Source organism: Chromobacterium sp. Rain0013 (genome assembly GCF_015291765.1).
Taxonomy (GTDB): Bacteria; Pseudomonadota; Gammaproteobacteria; order Burkholderiales; family Chromobacteriaceae; genus Chromobacterium; species Chromobacterium haemolyticum.
In genome coordinates, this window is sequence record NZ_CP031514.1 from 4,216,845 (window position 1) to 4,234,628 (window position 17,784).

The 17,784-nt window shown below is 63.8% G+C and carries 12 protein-coding genes; 5 read left to right on the forward strand and 7 right to left on the reverse strand.

Annotated features, from left to right (window positions below; genetic code table 11):
• Positions 1-9 precede the first annotated feature (9 nt).
• From moaA to DXT74_RS19185, 6 genes are all read right to left on the reverse strand, one after another.
• The gene (gene moaA, locus DXT74_RS19160) at positions 10-984 is read right to left on the reverse strand and encodes a GTP 3',8-cyclase MoaA (RefSeq protein WP_043634108.1); all 975 of its coding nucleotides are present in this window, start codon (positions 982-984) and stop codon (positions 10-12) included.
• 473 nt (positions 985-1,457) lie between these two features.
• On the reverse strand, positions 1,458-1,784 hold the full coding sequence (locus DXT74_RS19165) for a glycine zipper domain-containing protein (RefSeq protein ID WP_043634110.1): 327 nt from the start codon (positions 1,782-1,784) through the stop codon (positions 1,458-1,460).
• A 201-nt stretch (positions 1,785-1,985) separates the two neighbouring features.
• Positions 1,986-2,672 carry a respiratory nitrate reductase subunit gamma gene (narI, locus tag DXT74_RS19170; protein ID WP_019102299.1) on the reverse strand — a complete coding sequence of 229 codons (687 nt, stop codon included), beginning with the start codon at positions 2,670-2,672 and terminating at the stop codon, positions 1,986-1,988.
• A 22-nt stretch (positions 2,673-2,694) separates the two neighbouring features.
• Positions 2,695-3,336, reverse strand: coding sequence for a nitrate reductase molybdenum cofactor assembly chaperone (gene narJ / locus DXT74_RS19175; RefSeq protein WP_194426777.1), 642 nt, complete (start codon positions 3,334-3,336; stop codon positions 2,695-2,697).
• Between the two features lie 8 nt (positions 3,337-3,344).
• Complete coding sequence (narH, locus tag DXT74_RS19180; RefSeq protein ID WP_194426778.1) at positions 3,345-4,895, reverse strand: nitrate reductase subunit beta; 1,551 nt, start codon at positions 4,893-4,895, stop codon at positions 3,345-3,347.
• Entirely contained in the window at positions 4,892-8,593 is a 3,702-nt protein-coding gene (locus tag DXT74_RS19185) for a nitrate reductase subunit alpha (protein WP_194426779.1), read from the reverse strand. Before DXT74_RS19185 ends, narH begins: the two co-directional genes overlap by 4 nt.
• A gap of 308 nt (positions 8,594-8,901) precedes the next feature.
• Between DXT74_RS19185 and zigA the strand changes: the two genes are divergently transcribed.
• The 5 genes from zigA (at position 8,902) to DXT74_RS19210 (ending at position 15,714) form a co-directional block, all read left to right on the forward strand.
• Positions 8,902-10,149 (forward strand): zinc metallochaperone GTPase ZigA, encoded by a 1,248-nt coding sequence (gene zigA, locus DXT74_RS19190; protein ID WP_194426780.1) that lies wholly within the window; start codon positions 8,902-8,904, stop codon positions 10,147-10,149.
• A complete protein-coding gene (gene folE2 / locus DXT74_RS19195) occupies positions 10,146-11,030 on the forward strand; it encodes a GTP cyclohydrolase FolE2 (protein WP_194426781.1) in 885 nt (294 codons plus the stop codon). Before zigA ends, folE2 begins: the two co-directional genes overlap by 4 nt.
• A 152-nt stretch (positions 11,031-11,182) precedes the next feature.
• Positions 11,183-11,743, forward strand: coding sequence for a carbonate dehydratase (locus DXT74_RS19200; RefSeq protein WP_194426782.1), 561 nt, complete (start codon positions 11,183-11,185; stop codon positions 11,741-11,743).
• Positions 11,744-13,081 carry a dihydroorotase gene (locus tag DXT74_RS19205; RefSeq protein ID WP_194426783.1) on the forward strand — a complete coding sequence of 446 codons (1,338 nt, stop codon included), beginning with the start codon at positions 11,744-11,746 and terminating at the stop codon, positions 13,079-13,081.
• Positions 13,082-13,725: 644 nt separating this feature from the next.
• Positions 13,726-15,714, forward strand: a complete 1,989-nt coding sequence (locus tag DXT74_RS19210; RefSeq protein WP_194426784.1) for an exotoxin A binding domain-containing protein — start codon at positions 13,726-13,728, stop codon at positions 15,712-15,714.
• A 159-nt stretch (positions 15,715-15,873) separates the two neighbouring features.
• On the opposite strand, the gene DXT74_RS19215 is transcribed toward DXT74_RS19210, so the two are convergent.
• Positions 15,874-17,682, reverse strand: a complete 1,809-nt coding sequence (locus tag DXT74_RS19215; protein ID WP_043634136.1) for a carbon starvation protein A — start codon at positions 17,680-17,682, stop codon at positions 15,874-15,876.
• Positions 17,683-17,784 lie beyond the last annotated feature (102 nt).

The following is a 17,784-nucleotide window of genomic DNA, read 5'->3' on the forward strand; positions in this document are numbered from 1 at the left end:
GCCGTTGTCCTAGCCACCGGTCATCGACATGAAGCGCACCAGCTTTTGCGGCTTCTCGCTGAACTCATGTCGCTCCGGCTTCAGTTCTATCGCGGTACGGATTGCCGCTTCCAGTTCGGCATCGGAGATACCGGCGCGCAGCAAGGGACGCAGTTCGAAGCTTTCCTCCTGGCCCAGGCACATGTACAAGGTGCCGTCCACAGACAGCCGCACCCGGTTGCAGGTGGCGCAGAAGTGTTGGGAGATGGGGGTGATCAAACCCAGCGAGAAACCGCCGTCCCGGGTTTTCCAGTAGCGGGCCGGACCGCCGCCCAGGGTGGCGGCCTGTTCGACCAGATCGAATTCGGTTTGCAACTGGCGCAGCACTGGCTGCAAGTCCAGATAACTGGCGGCGCGGCCGGTGTCGCCCATCGGCATGGCTTCAATCAACCGCAGCACGAAGCCATGCTGGATACAGAAGGCGACCATGGCGCCGATGTCGGCGTCGTTGACGTCCTTCATCGCCACCATATTGATCTTGATTGGGGAAAAGCCGGCGTCCTTGGCCGCCATCAAGCCTTCCATCACCCGCGGCAGGCTGTCGCTGCCGGTGATGTCGTGCACGCAGTCGCGGCGCAGCGAGTCCAGGCTGACGTTGACGCGGCTCACCCCAGCGGCGCGCAGCGCCTGGGCGTGGCGCGCCAGCTGAGTGGCGTTGCTGGTCAGCGACAGATCGTTGAGACCGGGCAGCGCGGACAGGCGCGCCGCCAGCTCAGGCAGATTACGGCGCAGCAGCGGCTCGCCGCCCGTCAGCCGCAGCCGTCGGGTGCCCAGCCGGGCGAAGGCCCCCACCACGCGTTCTATCTCGTCGAAGGTCAGCCAGTTGGCCGGTTCCTCGAAGCCTTTGAAGCCTTTGGGCAGGCAGTAATTGCAGCGCAGGTCGCAACGGTCCGTCACGGACAGACGCAGGTATTCGATGGAGCGCCCGAAGCGGTCGGTAAGCATGAGTTCCTCCATGGCAGCCAATGATACCGCTTAGTCGCAACCAAGTGGCCCGGCTGTCGCCGCCAATCTGATATTTCCTGATTCAATTTTACTAGCTAGACCAACTTTTCGCAGTCCAACCAAAGCACGCAGGCCCCTAGTCACTTGTAACTAGGGGCCAGTCGGCTGAATTGAAGCCCGCGGAGCGGGAGAGGTTTACGATCTCGCGAGCAAAAGCGAGACAAGGCCGAAACAACTGAAGAAGCGGAATGTGCATGCGGTACATGAGCATTCTGAGGTTTTTTCAGCGCCGTATCGCCGAAGTGCAGTCAATCGTAGACCGGTTCTCAGATCAAGGCCTGGACAGCATGGCGGGTTCCGATCTCTATCGATTGTTTCTCTTGATTTTCCATGACGATGAAAACCAACACCCATCAATATAGATCAAGCCCGGCCCATGCTGAATACGACAAGGTGACTAATGGCTATGACACTCAGCAGCGGCCTTTCTTGGCCTGTCCCGGCGGGCAGAAATAGCCCTTGTCGTGGTGGTGACGATGACGGTGCTTGCGATAGCGGCGGCCATCGTCGTCGCGGCGTTCCGACGCCGCCGGCTTGCCGTAGTCGTGGCCGATGGCCGCGCCGGAAGCGCCGCCCACCGCGCCGCCGATGATGGCGCCGTTGCGGCCGCCCACCGCTTCGCCCACTGCCGCGCCGGCCGCGCCGCCCAGCGCGCCGCCGACGATGGTGGAGGTGTCCGCCATGGCGGTGGAGGCCAGTCCGGCCAGGCTCAGCGAAAAGATGACAAGTGCGCGTTTCATGCGGCTAACTCCCGAATTTAAACAGATGGCCCAGCTTAACCGTTTGGTTGACAACGAGCTGTTTCGAATTGTTAGGAATTGTTCGCTCTTGTTATCGCTTCACAACTTATCAAGTTTATATGTAGCCGGACGGCATGAAAAACGGCGAAGCCCCCTTGGACTCCGCCGCATCGCCATGCAAATTCTGGCAAGCCAGCCGGATCAACCCCGCGGCCGCACCAGCTGCCAGGCCCGGCCCAGATACGTCACCGCGCCGAAGCCGCTCCACACGTGCACCAGACGGGTGAACGGGAAGATCACGAACAAGCTCATGCCCATGAACAAGTGCGCCTTGAACACCGGCGAGGCGTCGACGATGAAGAAGGCCGCGTCGCCTCGCAGAGTGACGATGTGCTGAGCCCAGCTCATCAGCAACACCATCTCGTGGCCGTCCAGGTGCTGCGCCGACACCGCGATGGTGCTGAGACCCAACAACAAGGTGGCCAGAATCCACAGCAACACCAGCTTGTCGCGCCAGGTGGTGTTGGCCGCCAGCCTGTCGCAGGTGAAGCGGCGGTGCAGCAGAATCAGAATGCCAATCAGGCACAGGCCGCCCATGATGCCGCCGGCCGTCATCGCGAACACTTGCTTGAAGCTGTGGCTGACGCCCAGCGCGTCCCACACCGCCACCGGGGTCAGCAGCCCCACCAAATGGCCGAAGAACAGGCCGATGATGCCGAGATGGAACAGGATGTTGCCCAGCCGCAACTGGCCGCGATACAGCAGCTGCGAGGATTCGCTCTTCCAGCTGTATTGCTCGCGGTCAAAGCGGATCAGGCTGCCCAGCAGGAACACCGCCAGCGCGATGTAGGGGTAGATGCCGAATACGAATTGGTGCAGATAGTTCATGTTGCTCTCCTGGCAGCGGGATTCAGCCCTGCGGCCGCTGCGGGTAAAAATTCACCGGGGCGATGGCCGGCCGCGCCGGCTTCAGCAGCGGCTCCACGCCGTCGGCGCCGGGGCCGAAGGTCTCCAGCATCTCGTCCATGTCGCGCACCGGCGGCACGGTCAGCGCCTCCGGCGTCACCGGCGACAGCAGCACCAGGCCCTGCAGCAAGCCGGCGTAGTGGGAGTGACTGTCGGCCAGCTTGCCGGCCACATGGGCGATCACGTGCACCGCGTCCGAAAGCAGCCGAGTGGCCTCTTCCGGCTGGCACTGCGCCAGGAACTCGAGAAACAGCGGCAGATAGTCCGGCAGCTCGTTGCCCGCCGGCTCGAAGCCCTGGGCCTGGTATTCCGCCAGCAGGTCCACCATGGCCTGACCGCGGGCGCGGTCCTCACCGTGGATGTGCTCGAACAGATGCAGCGAATGGCTGGGGTTGCGGTCGAAGGTCTGCACATAGCGTTCTTGCAGGGTGATCAGATCCTCGCCTTCCAAGGACAGCAGCAGCGGCTCCAGCAGCCGGGCGATGCGCGGCTCCGCCGCGACTTCGACGCGGATGTCGTCCGCCGCCGCGACCAGGTCCGGCTCCGGGTAGCACAGCAGCGCCGATAAGGCTTGATAGATGCGCATGGCGTCCCTCACTGACCGGAATTGGACTTGCGGTCGCGCCGCATGTCGTGGAACACGATGGGGGTGGCTTTCTTCTTGCCGAACAAGCTGGCGTCGGACTCGCCGCCGGAGCAGCCGTTGCCGAAGGTGAAGCCGCAGGACGCCTTGTCCTCGAAAGTGTTTTCCACCAGTTCCTTGTGGCTGGACGGAATCACGAAGCGGTCTTCGTAATTGGCGATGGCCATCACCTGGTACATCTCCTCCACCTGGGCCGGATTCAAATGGGTGCCCTTGAGGGTGGCGGCGTCGGACACCTTCTCCACACTCTTCTTGCGCATATAGCGCCGCATCGCCACCATGGTTTCCAGCGCTTTCACCACCGGCTCTTCCTTGCCTGCCGTCAGCAGATTGGCCAGGTACTGGATGGGGATGCGCAGATCCTTGACGTCCGGGATGATGCCGTTCTCGCCGATCAGGCCGTTTTCCATCGCGGACTGGATGGGCGACAACGGCGGGATGTACCACACCATCGGCAGGGTCCGGTATTCCGGGTGCAGCGGGAAAGCCACTTTCCACTCCATCGCCATCTTGTAAACCGGGGAGCGCTGCGCGGCGTCCAGCCAGCTTTGCGGAATGCCCTGCTTCTGCGCTTCGGCGATCACTTCCGGCGCGTTCGGGTCCAGGAACACGCCCAGCTGCGCCTCGTACAGGCTCTTCGGGTCTTCCACCGCGGCGGCTTCGTCTATCTTGTCGGCGTCGTACAAGAGCACGCCCAGATAGCGGATGCGGCCAACACAGGTTTCCGAGCACACCGTCGGCTGGCCGCCCTCGATGCGCGGGTAGCAGAAGGTGCACTTCTCGGCCTTGCCGGAGGTCCAGTTGTAATAGATCTTCTTGTACGGGCAGCCGGACACGCACATGCGCCAGCCGCGGCATTTGTCCTGATCGATCAGCACGATGCCGTCGTCTTCGCGCTTATAGATGGAGCCGGACGGACAGGACGCGACGCAGGCCGGGTTCAGGCAGTGCTCGCACAGCCGCGGCAGATACATCATGAAGGTGTTCTCGAAGGCCGAGTACATCTCCTTCTGGATGCCTTCGAACAGAGCGTCCTTGCTGCGCTTGGCGAATTCGCCGCCCAGGTCGTCCTCCCAGTTCGGGCCCCATTCGATCTTGTCCATCTTCTTGCCGGTCAGCACCGACACCGGCCGCGCGGTGGGCGGGGTCTGCATTTCCGGCGCGTTCTGCAGGTGTTCGTAGTCGTAGGTGAACGGCTCGTAGTAATCGTCAATCGCCGGCATATTGGGGTTGGCGAAGATATTGCCCAGGATTTTCAGCCGGCCGCCCTGACGCGGCTCCAGCTTGCCGTTGGGCTTGCGCACCCAGCCGCCCTTCCACTTTTCCTGGTTTTCCCATTCCTTGGGGTAGCCGATGCCGGGCTTGGTTTCCACGTTGTTGAACCAGGCGTATTCAATACCGTCGCGGCTGGTCCAGACGTTCTTGCAGGTGACCGAACAAGTGTGACAGCCAATGCACTTGTCCAGATTCAACACCATGCCGATTTGAGCGCGGATTTTCATTGTTGCTCTCCTGCCGGACTATCCATCCAGTCCACTGTGTTCATCTTGCGCACCACCACGAATTCGTCGCGGTTGGCGCCCACGGTGCCGTAGTAGTTGAAGCCCCAGGACAGCTGCGCGTAGCCGCCTATCATGTGGGTGGGCTTGGTCACCGCGCGGGTTACCGAGTTGTGGATGCCGCCGCGCTTGCCGGACACTTCCGCGCCCGGCACGTTCACGATCTTCTCCTGGGCGTGGTACATCAGCGTCATGCCCTGCGGCACCCGCTGCGACACCACGGCGCGGGCGGTCAGCGTGCCGTTGACGTTGAACACCTCGATCCAGTCGTTGTCCACGATGCCGGCCTTCTTGGCGTCGTCCTCGGACAGCCAGACGTGCGGGCCGCCGCGGCTCAGCGTCAGCATGCGCAGGTTGTCGGAATACGTGCTGTGGATGCCCCATTTCTGGTGCGGCGTCAGGAAGTTCAGCACCAGTTCGTGGTTTCCGTTGCCGTGCTTGCCCAGCACCGCCTGGGTGGTTTTCAGGTCCACCGCCGGCTTGTACACGCACAGGCCTTCGCCGAAGGCGCGCATCCACTGGTGATCCTGATAGAACTGCTGGCGGCCGGTGATGGTGCGCCAGGGAATCAGCTCGTGCACATTGGTGTAGCCGGCGTTGTAGCTGACCTCTTCGCTTTCCAGGCCGGACCAGGTGGGCGAGGAAATGATCTTGCGCGGCTGCGCCTGCACGTCGCGGAAGCGGATGCTGTCGTGCTCGCGCGGCTTGGCCAGATGGGTGTGGTCGCGCCCGGTGATCTTGGACAGCGCGTCCCAGGCCTTCACCGCCACGTGGCCGTTGGTTTCCGGCGCCAGGGTCAGAATCATCTCGGCGGCGTCAATGGCGGTTTCCAGCTTGGGCTGGCCCTTGCCGGCGCCCTGGCTCGCCACCTGGTTCAGGCCGCGCAGGATGTCCACTTCATGGCCGGTTTTCCAGTTGATGCCCTTGCCGCCGTTGCCGGCTTTTTCCAGCAAGGGACCGATGGTGGTGAACTTGTCGTAGATCGCGCCGTAGTCGCGCTCCACCACCGTCATCTTGGGCATGGTCTTGCCCGGCACCGGCTCGCACTCGCCTTTTTTCCAATCCTTGGGGTCAAAGGGCTGGCCCAGTTCTTCCGGGGTGTCGTGCATCAGCGGGGTCAGCACCAGATCCTTTTGCACGCCCAGGTAGTCCTTGCCGATCTCGGACAGCTTCTTGGCGAAGCCCTTGTAGATCTCCCAGTCGGTGCGGGACTGCCACAGTGGCTGCACCGCTTCGGACAGCGGGTGGATGAAGGGGTGCATGTCCGAGGTGTTGAGATCGTCCTTTTCGTACCAGGTGGCGGTGGGCAGCACCACGTCGCCGTACAGACAAGTGGTGGACATGCGGAAGTCCAGCACCACCAGCAGATCCAGCTTGCCTTCCGCCGCCGGGCGCATGGTGATCTCGGTGGGCTTGATGCAGTCGTCTTCCGAATTCAGCACCGCGTTCTGGGTGCCCAGCAGGTATTTGAGGAAGTATTCGTGCCCCTTGCCGGAGCTGCCCAGGATGTTGGAGCGCCACACAAACATATTGCGCGGGAAGTTCTGCGGGTTGTCCGGGTCGTTGCAGGCCAAGTCCAGCTTGCCGGACTTGAGGCCGTCCACCACGTAGGCGGCGGCGTCCTGGCCGGCGGCGGCCGCGGCGCGGGTCACGTCCAGCGGATTGGCGGACAGCTGCGGCGCGGAAGGTAGCCAGCCCATGCGTTCGGCCTTGGCGTTGTAGTCGATCAGCGCCATGCCGGCCATGCTGCCGTCGGCGGTGGGCGCAAGGATTTCGCCCACGCCCAGTTTTTCATGCCGCCACTGGCTGGTATGGGCGTAGAAGAAGCTGGTGCCGTTCATCTGCCGCGCCGGGCGGTTCCAGTCGCCAGCGAAGGCCAGCGGCGCCCAGCCGGTTTGCGGGCGCAGTTTTTCCTGACCCACGTAGTGGCACCAGCCGCCGCCGGACTGGCCGATGCAGCCGCACAGCATCAACATATTGATGATGCCGCGGTAGGTCATGTCCATGTGGTACCAGTGGTTCAGCGCCGCGCCGACAATCACCATGGATTTGCCCTGGGTCTGATCCGCGTTTTGCGCGAACTCGCGCGCCACCTGGATCACCAGCTCCGGTTTCACGCCGGTGTGCTTCTGCTGCCAGGCAGGGGTGTAGGGCACGTCGTCCATGTAGTCGACGGCGACGTTGCCGCCGCCCAGCCCGCGGTCTATGCCGTAGTTGGCCGCCATCAGGTCGAACACCGTGGCCACCAGGGTTTCGCTGCCGTCGGCCAAACGGATGCGCTTGGCCGGCACATTGCGGGTCAGCAGCTCATCGTGCTCGGCGCCGAAGTAAGGGAAGCCCACGCCGACTACCGCGTCGCCGTCCTTGATCAGCGACAGCTTGGCGGATACCTCGCGGCCGTTGCCGCCATCCTTCTGCTCCAGGTTCCACTTGCCGGTCTTGCCCTCGGCCTGGCCCCAGCGAAAGCCGATGGAACCGTTGGGCGCGACGATGTCGCCGCTGGCCTCGTCGATCAGCAGGGTTTTCCAGTCCGGGTTATTGTCCTCGCCCAGGCTGCCCTCCAGATGGGAGGCGCGCAGGAAGTAGTCCGGGAGGTAACGCTCGCCGTCTGGCTTCAGGGCCACCAGCATCGGCATGTCGGTGTAGCGGCGGATGTAGTCGGTGAAGTAGCCGGATGGATTATCGAGGTGGAATTCCTTGAAGATCACATGACCCATCGCCATTGCCAGCGCGGCGTCGGTGCCCTGCTTGGGCGCCATCCAGATGTCGCCGAACTTGGCCATTTCGCCAAAGTCGCTGGACACCGCCACCGTTTTGGTGCCCTTGTAGCGCACCTCGGTATAGAAATGGGCGTCCGGGGTGCGCGTCATCGGCACATTGGAGCCCCACACCATCAGATAAGTGGAGTTGTACCAGTCCGCGGACTCGGCCACGTCGGTCTGCTCGCCCCAGGTTTGCGGGCTGGCCGGCGGCAAATCGCAGTACCAGTCGTAGAAGGACAGCGGCACCCCGCCGATCAGGCTGAGGTAGCGGCTGCCGGCGGCGTAGGACACCATGGACATCGCCGGAATCGGCGAGAAGCCCACCACGCGGTCCGGACCGAATTTCTTGATGGTGAAGGCGTTGGCGGCGGCCACGATCTCATTGGCCTCGTCCCAGCTGGCGCGCACGAAACCACCCTGGCCCCGCTTGGATTTGTACTGCTTGGCCAGTTCCGGCGTCTGACTGATCTTTTCCCAAGCCTCAACCGGGCTCAGGGTTTGGCGCGCTTCGCGCCACAGCTTGGCCAGCCGGCCGCGGATCATCGGATATTTGACGCGCTGGGCGGAGTAGACGTACCAGCTGTAGGACGCGCCGCGCGGACAGCCGCGCGGTTCGTGATTGGGCAGGTCCGGCCGGGTGCGCGGGTAATCGGTCTGCTGGGTTTCCCAGGTGATCAGGCCGTTCTTCACATATACCTTCCAGCTACAGGAGCCGGTGCAGTTCACGCCGTGGGTGGAACGCACCACCTTGTCGTGCTGCCAGCGCTGGCGGTAGGCGTCTTCCCAACCGCGATCCTCGTTGACGACGGCGCCGTGACCATTGGCAAAGGTGGAGCGGGTCTTGCCCAGGAAATTCAAACGGTCGAGAAAGTGACTCATCTTGCCTCCAAATATCGGGGTCCGCGCCATGCGGGCCGGCGGCTCCAGCCACCGGGGGAAACGGACCTTTTCACTTGATTGCAAGCTTAGAACGCGCCGGCAAACGCCGACATTCGCCGAAGGTCGACGCCGGGCGGCGCATTGGCACTAGTCGTGGTTAGTACTTTGGCAAGAAGGACTAGCCAGAAAGAACTAGTGCCGACATTCGACCCTTGCCATCGAAAAATAAAATGTTATAACATAACAAAAATGACGAAAGCCAAGCGCTCTCGCCATCCGCATCGCCATCATCTAATCGGACCCATGCCATGACGCCCAGCCCCTCCTCCGCCGCTGCTTCCTCCACGGATACCAGACTACCGGTCACCGTACTGTCCGGCTTCCTCGGCGCCGGCAAGACCACCTTGCTCAACCACATCCTCAACAACCGCGAGGGCCGCCGCGTGGCGGTCATCGTCAACGACATGAGCGAGGTCAATATCGACGCCGCCCTGGTGCGCGACGGCGGCGCCGCGCTATCGCGCACTGAGGAAAAACTGGTGGAAATGAGCAATGGCTGCATCTGCTGCACCCTGCGCGAAGACCTGCTGCTGGAAGTGTCGCGGCTGGCGAGCGAAGGCCGCTTCGACCAGCTGGTGATTGAATCCACCGGCATCGCCGAACCGCTGCCGGTGGCGGAAACCTTCACCTTCGCCGACGACCAAGGCCGCAGCCTGGCCGACTCCGCGCGGCTGGACACCATGGTCACCGTGGTGGACGCCTGTCACTTCCTGCGCGACTACGCCTCGCGCGATCATCTGCGACAACGCGGCGAATCGCTGGGCGAGGCCGACGAGCGCACGGTGGTGGACCTGTTGATTGAACAAGTGGAGTTCTGCGACGTGATCGTGCTCAACAAGACCGATCTGATCGACGCCGCGGACAAGGAGCGGCTGGCCGGCATTCTGCGCCAGCTCAACCCCCGCGCCCGCATCGTTGAAGCCTGTTTCGGCCAGGTGCCGCTGGACGAGGTGCTCAACACCGGCTTATTCGACTTCGACGCCGCAGCCGACGCCCCCGGCTGGCTCAGCGAGCTGCGCGGCGAGCATACGCCGGAAACCGAGGAATACGGCATCGCCAGCTTTGTCTACCGCGCTCGACGCCCCTTCCACCCGCAACGCTTCCACGAACTGGCGCAACGGGAATGGCCGGGCGTGCTGCGCTCCAAGGGCTATTTCTGGCTGGCCAGCCGCCCTGCCCACGCCCAGCTGTGGTCGCAGGCCGGCGCGGTGTGCCGCCACGAACTGGCCGGCCAGTGGTGGGCCGCCACCCCGCGCGAATACTGGCCGCAGGACGAGGACAGCCTGCGCCAGATCGAAAGCCACTGGCAGGACGTGATCGGCGATGCGCGCCAGGAACTGGTGTTGATCGGCATCGCCATGGACGAAGCCGAACTGCGTCGGCAACTGGACGCCTGCCTGCTGGACGAGGCCGAAATGGCCGCCGGCCCGGCCGCCTGGGCGCTGCTGCCGGACCCGTTCCCGCCCTTGGAAACCGCCGCCGAGGACGCCGCATGAACGCCCCGCTGCCCGATATCGCGCGCAGCGGCGCCGCCGCCGCGCTACTGCCCTTGAACTGGGTGGGCATGGACGGCATCGCGCTGCCGCTGCGGCTGGCGGACGCCGCCCACGGCTGCGTCGCCGCCCGCGCCGGCGTGCAAGTCAACCTGCCCCGGCCAACGATCAAGGGCATCCACATGTCCCGGCTCTACCGCTTGCTGCAACCCCACGCCGACGCCGCGCCGCTCAGCCCGGCCGCCCTGAGCCGGCTGCTGCAGGCAATGGTAGACAGCCACGCCGACTGCGGCAGCAACGCCGCCCGCGCCGAATTCCGCTTCGAACTGCTGTGCCAGCGCCCGGCGCTGGCCACGCCGGGCCTGTCCGGCTGGAAAGCCTACCCGGCCGCGCTGGGCGCGGAACGGGACGGCGACGGCTGCCGGCTGTGGGCCGAGGTGGAAATCGCCTACTCCTCCACCTGCCCCTGCTCCGCCGCTCTGGCGCGCCGGCTGATCGCCGACGCCTTCCTCCAGCAAGCCTGCGCGGCCACGCCGGACGCGGTCCACGCCTGGCTGCTGGAACACGCCACCCTGGCCACCCCGCACAGCCAGCGCAGCCAGGCGCGCTTGCGCTTCGACATCCCCGCCGACGCCGCCGGCTGGGACCTGGCGGCCCGCATAGACCTGGCCGAACAGGCGCTGGCCACCCCGGTGCAAACCGCGGTCAAGCGCGCCGACGAACAAGCCTTCGCCGCCCTCAACGGCGCCAACCTGATGTATGTGGAAGACGCCGCGCGCCGGCTGCAAGCGGCGCTGGCCGGCCACGGCCTGAGCCGGGTCGACGTGCGCCACCAGGAAAGCCTGCACCCGCACGACGCCGTGGCCGCCAGCCAACTCTCATAACCTATCCACGATCTCGCGAGCAAGAGCGAGACAAGGCGAGAACAGCGGAGAAAGCGGAATGCACATTCAGTACATGAGCATTTCTGAAGATGTTCTCAACGCCGTATCGCCGCAGCGCAGCAGATCGCGAACACCCCCTTAGAGAGCAGCGCATGATACGCAAGAACCCCTCCGGCCACCTGCCGCTGATCGCCGAATCCGCCTACGTCGACAAGACCGCCATCCTCTGCGGCAAGATCATCGTCCACGACAATGTCTTCATCGGCCCCTACGCGGTGATCCGCGCCGACGAAGTGGACGCCAACGGCGAGATGGAAGCCATCGTCATCGGCCCCCACTCCAATATCCAGGACGGCGTGGTCATCCACTCCAAGGGCGGCGCCGCCGTCATCATAGGCGCGCACACCTCCATCGCCCACCGCTCCATCATCCACGGCCCCTGCGCCGTGGGCGAACGCGTCTTCGTCGGCTTCAACAGCGTGCTGTTCAACTGCCGCGTCGGCGACGGCTGCGTGGTGCGCCACAACGCGGTGGTGGACGGCTGCGAACTGCCGGCCGGCTGCTACGTGGCCTCCACCGAACGCATAGGCGCGGCCAGCGACACCGCGCACCTGCCCAAGGCCAGCGTTTCCGCCGCCGAATTTTCCGAAGACGTGCTGCGCGCCAACAGCGAACTGGTACGCGGCTACAAAGCGCTGCAAAACGAGTTCTGAATGAACGACATCCTGATCCGCAACGCCCGCCTGGTCAGCGACGGCCGCGAGTGGGAAGCCGACCTGCGCGTCGGCAACGGCCGCATCCGCCTCATAGGCGCCAGCCTGCCCGGCCGCCCCGGCGACATCGATATCGACGCCGCCGGCCAATGGCTGTTGCCCGGCATGATCGACGACCAAGTCCACTTCCGCGAACCCGGCGCGCCGCACAAGGGCAGCATCGCCAGCGAATCCCGCGCCGCGGTGGCCGGCGGCGTCACCAGCTTCATGGACATGCCCAACACCCGGCCGGCCACCACCTGCCTGGAGGCGCTGACTGACAAGGAAAGCCGCGCCGCCGCCAGCTCGGTGGCCAATTACGGCTTCCATCTAGGCGCCACCCGCCACAATCTGGACCTGATCGCCGCGCTGCCGCCCAACCGCGCCGCCGGCGTCAAAGTGTTCATGGGCGCGAGCACCGGCGACCTGCTGCTGGACGCCCCGGCCGCGCTGGAACGGCTGTTCGCCTCTTGCCCGCTGCCCATCCTCACCCACTGCGAACACACGCCGCGCATCCGCGAGCGCGAAGCCGCCTGGCGGCTGCGCTTCGGCGACGATATCCCGCCGGACCAACACCCTCTGATCCGTGACGCCGAAGCCTGCTACCAATCCAGCCGGCTGGCGGTGGACCTGGCGCGGCGTCACGGCAGCCAGCTGCACGTGCTGCACCTGAGCAGCGCGCGCGAACTGGAGTTGTTCCAGCCTGGCCCCATCAGCGGCAAGCGCATCACCGCCGAGGCCTGCGTCCACCACCTGCTGCTGGACGACGGCGACTACGCCCGCCTGGGCCACCTGATCAAATGCAATCCGGCGATCAAAAGCCGCGCCGACCGCGACGCGCTACGCCAGGCGCTGCGCGACGGCCGCATCGATCTGATCGGCACCGACCACGCGCCGCACGCCTGGGAGGAAAAACAGCAGCCCTACTCGCAGGCCCCGGCCGGACTGCCGCTGGTCCAGCACGCGCTGCCGGCGCTGCTGGAACTGGTGGCCGACGGCGAACTGACGCTGCCGCAACTGGTGGACAAGACCAGCCACGCGGTGGCCACGCGCTTCGCCATCGCCGAGCGCGGCTATCTGCGCGAAGGCTATTGGGCCGATCTGACGCTGGTGGCGCGCCTGCCCGCGCCGCGCCCGGTGTGCCGCGACGCCCTGCTGGCCCATTGCGGCTGGACCCCGTTCCCGCATCTGGCCTTCCGCCACGCGGTCAGCGCCACCATCGTCTCCGGCCAGTTGGCCTGGTTCCAGGGCCGCATCCAGCCGGACTGCCAGGGCCTGCCGCTGCGGTTTATGCGTTGAAGGCCGGTTCACGATCTTTACACACAGGGATCATTGCTTAGAGCCGCTAACAAAAACTCGCAGAGAACCTGAGCCAAGGCGCGCCGACGCAGGCAGTACAAGTGGCACGACAAGGAGGCGCAACTCAGTATCAGGGGTTTTGTTAGCGGGTCTTCATGCATTGAATCCGCTTCGCGGATAATGGTTTTGATTGCCGGAGCGGCATCTTGGAACCGGCCGCCCACGAAGAGGCTCCCCGCCGGCACCGGCCATTTACACGTGCGTCAACGCAGCGGCATGCAGGCGGAAATGGTTGGCGTGCTGGCGCATTACCTCAGGCCAAGGCGATCCTATTGAAACCGCATCGCCATTCCATTTCCCACCCCTCCCCCAATAAAACCCGCTGCCAATAAAATGCCATAAACATTTAAATACCCACCCATCACGCCAATAGAAACAACCATAAAGTTCTTACAAAACTATCTTTATTTAATACTTTCCTAAATATCAATTTAACAATCAAAATCAATGACATGAGGCTGTGAGTATTTACAATTGACCTCAAAAAACAAACACCGAGATACTGTAAATACAAAATTTAATCATTTACAAAAATGATCATAACAATGGCTCGCTCGCTTCATTCCATCACTTAGGAGCGCCATATGCGATTGTATAAAAGCCTTGCCCTTGCCGCGGGCCTGATCCCCTTATTGTCCGCGTGCGAAACCGACGAAGCCAGCCCCTTTGCCGCCGGAACGGCTCAGACCGCCAGTTTCAAGCAGGCCGCCAGTTCCGTCATCAAAACCGATTTCGAAATCTTCAAGCAATGCGCGGACAACTGCATTCTGTCGCCGGCTGAACCAGGCAAATTCATCAGTACCTCGCTGCCGCTGCAAATCACCCCGTCGCCGGACGAAGGCGTGCTGTACTACTCGATGTTCGTGCAAGACCGCTTCGCCGCCGCCGCCAACAACAGCGCCACCATCAAGATCGACGAATTCGCCAAAGTCCGGATCAACGACGGCCAGGGTACCGGCCACGCGCCGGGCACTTTGACCATCGAACTGGCTACCCCGGACGGCAAGGTCAAAAAATTCACGCATAAGCGCCGTACCGAATGGTTCACGCTGAATTGGGTGGTCCCCATCGGCAAAGACGCGCCCACCAGCATCAAGCTGTTCATCATGGACATGGACAGCAATAAGAAGATCGTCGATCACTCGCCGCTGTACAGCGTGGACCTGGACGACGCCGCGCTGGCGCGATGGCCGGACAAGGCCAAGCTGGCGTTCAGCTCCGCCAATCCAAGGAACGACATCATCCTGTCTTGGCCAGGGGTGGGTTACACCGCCGCGCCCACGCAGCACAACCGCCAAAAGCGCTGGAGCGAATGGCATAGCGGCATCCTGCTGTGCTGGCTGGACCCGCTGGACGCCATCTACAACTACGTCACCCAAAACCGCTGCCAGTTGAACAAGACCTGGGAAGGCAAGCTGTACCAGGTAGTCGCCGGCAAGCCGCAGATCAATGAATTCAAACCGCTGGCCAAAGCGCCCATCCAGCACCGGGTGCACTTCAGCAAGGAAAACGCCTTGGGCGCGCTGTCCGCCCACCGCGTCTGCGGCATTCCGCTGGAATCCCTGGCCCGCAGCCGCCAACCCAGGGGATGGGAAGAGCTGTCCGCTTGCGGCTTCCGGGTGGAAAACATCGTCGGGCTATACATCGCCACCCGGCTGTCCTTCGATCGTTTCCGTCAGGTGGTCGATGACTTGATCCATTCCCGCCCGGTCAGCGGCGCGCAAGATCCGGAGGCGCTGGAGCAATTGGGCACCGCGGTGCGCGAAACGCCGGAACTGGCCCGTGAAGGCCTCGCCGAGGCGGAGGCTCGTTTGAACGCCTATCGCGCCAACCACGCCGGCGCCAGCGCCGACGACGCGCAAAGAGCGGACGTGCTGTCCCTGACTTGCCCGGCCGACAGCGAGCCTTGCGCCGCCGACAACGCCGACGGCGCTCACGTCAACCGCGAGTACCACCCCGGCTCAAGCTTCTTCGCGCCGGGCGAGCCGGTGGAATTCCTCGCCAACGGCACCACCGGCAACTGGAGCCAGGAGCGCCTGCAAGCCACCCATCAGCGGCTGCTGGACCAGGGCTATGTCTTCGCCGGCTATCACGGCGGCTCCCGCGCCGCCGCCACAAGCATCGTCACCGGCGGCATCACCCGCCGCACCCAGGATCTGCAGCCGATCTGGCGCGGCCTCTACATCGCCGGAGATCCGAACGTCGCCTACGGCTACGCGCTGGACAACGACTCCGGCGCCACCGGCATCATGATGCGCGTCTACGTGCCCAGAACCGCCCTCTCCCGCCTGTTCCGCACCAGCCAGCCACTCAGCGACGAGACCGCGGCGCTGAGGGAGATCAGCCGCTTGCTCGGCCGCAACGTCACCTTGAACAGCCTCTTGGGTTATGAGTCGATCACCGGGCCGCAAGACCCCGGCGAGGCGGATGAAACCATTCTGGGCTGGGATCTGGCGGAACACGCGGTGGCGATTCCGTCGATGATTCAGGGCAACAACAGCGTGCGGCCCATCAATGTGCCGGACTACGAAAAGAAGATCAGCGCTCTGCCCGACTACATCACCAAGCGATGACCACCATCAGGCCCTGGGAAAGCGCCTCTGGCTTTCTCTGGGCCTGTTCAAAGTCTCGCTCTTGCTCGCAAGAACCTAAACAGACTCTCACGGCCCTGGCGTAAAAAAGGCCCGCTGTTTCCAGCGGGCCAAGTCTTACCCCAATTTTGATCAAGCGGCTCAAGCTTCCGTGGCGGCCAGTTCGCGCCGCGCGTCCGGCGCCGGCCGCGCCAGCAGCTCCATCCACTTGCGGCAGGCGGAAAGCAGAATCACCAGGCCCAGCGCCAGCATGGCGATGGAGATGGCGGCGTTGAACAGGTTGTAGCCCTTGGCCGCCGGGTTCAGATAAACATGCTTGATCATCCAGTAGCCGGCGTAATTGACGGTAACGTAGAGATAAGCCAACGGCACCAGGCAGGTCATCATGTAAGCGCGCTTATGCGACAGCCGCAGGATGATGGTGGCGCCGATGATCAGGCCGATGGACGCCATCAGCTGATTGGACACGCCAAACAAGGCCCACACAGAATTAATATCGCCGGAGTTCAGCAGATAGCCCCACAGCAAGCAGGCCACCACCGACGCGCCGATGGCGCCGGGCATCCAGTCGGTGCGCTTGAGCGGCGCCCAGGCGTCGCCAACGAAATCCTGGATCAGATAGCGGGCGACACGGGTGCCGGAATCAATGGCGGTGAGGATGAACACCGCTTCGAACATCACCATGAACTGGAAGAAATAGGACGCCAGATTATGGAACCAGGGGATGCGGGTAAAGATGTCCGCCATGCCCACCGCTAGCGTCACCGCGCCGCCGGTGCGGCCGTACAGGTCCAGGCCGATTTCCTGGGACAGCTGCGGCAGGTTCACCACCTGCATGCCCAGCTTGGCGAAGACATCCGGCGCGGAGTTGATGGCGAAGTAATCCGCAGGATGCAGCGCGGTGGCGGCAATCAGCGCCATCACCCCCACCACGCATTCGGCCAGCATCGCGCCAAAGCCCACCGGCAGGATGTCGCTCCAACGGTCTATCTGCTTGGGCGTGGTGCCGGAGCCGATGAAGGCGTGGAAGCCGGAAATGGCGCCGCAGGCGATGGTGATGGAGATGAACGGCCATACCGGGCCGGCCAGCACCGGGCCGCCGCCGTGGATGAACTGGGTGACGGCGGGGAACTGGATTTGCGGGTTGATGAACACCACGCCCACCACCAACAGACCAAACACGCCGATCTTCATGAAACTGGACAGGCAGGCGCGCGGGGTCAGCAGCATCCACACCGGCAGCGCGGTGGCGAAGAAGGCATAGATGGGCAGCAGCAGGGACACGGTGGACGCCTTCAGCGTCAGCAGCTCGCCGAGCGCGGTGCCCTGTATGTAAGGGCCGGCGAACACACAGGCCATGATGGCGGCGACGCCGACATAGCTGGCGTTTTTCATGTTGCCGGTGACGCGCTCCCACAGGCCGACGGCGATGGCGATGGGAATGGTCATGCTCACCGCGAACGCGCCCCAGGGATTGCGCTCCAGCGCATGCACCACCACCATGGACAGGCCGGCCATGGTGATGGTGATGATGAACAGCATGGCCAGGCCGGTGCACCAGCCGGCCCAGGGGCCCAGTTCGGTCTTGGCCACTTCCGACAGCGATTTGCCGTGATGCTTCATCGAGGCGAACAACACCACGGTGTCGTGCACCGCGCCGCCGATCACACAGCCTATCAACAACCACAACATGCTGGGCAGATAGCCGTACTGGGCGGCCAGCACCGGCCCCACCAGCGGGCCGGCCGCCGCGATGGCGGCGAAGTGGCCGCCAAACGCCACCCACTTGCTGGTGGGCACATAGTCCTTGCCATCCTGTAATTCATGCGCCGGGGTCACGGCGCTATCATCGACACCCAACACCTTGCGCGTGAAGAACACCCCGTACAGGCGGTAGCAGATGGCAAGTATGCAAAGAGTGGCGATCACGAAGGTCAATGCGTGATCCATTTTTGTCAGCTCCGGTGATAGTCTCACTCGGAACTTACGCGCGGGCGCGGCCTCCGTGGGGCGAAAACCGGCTCAGCGGCAGCATGCCGCTGCCAGCGGCGG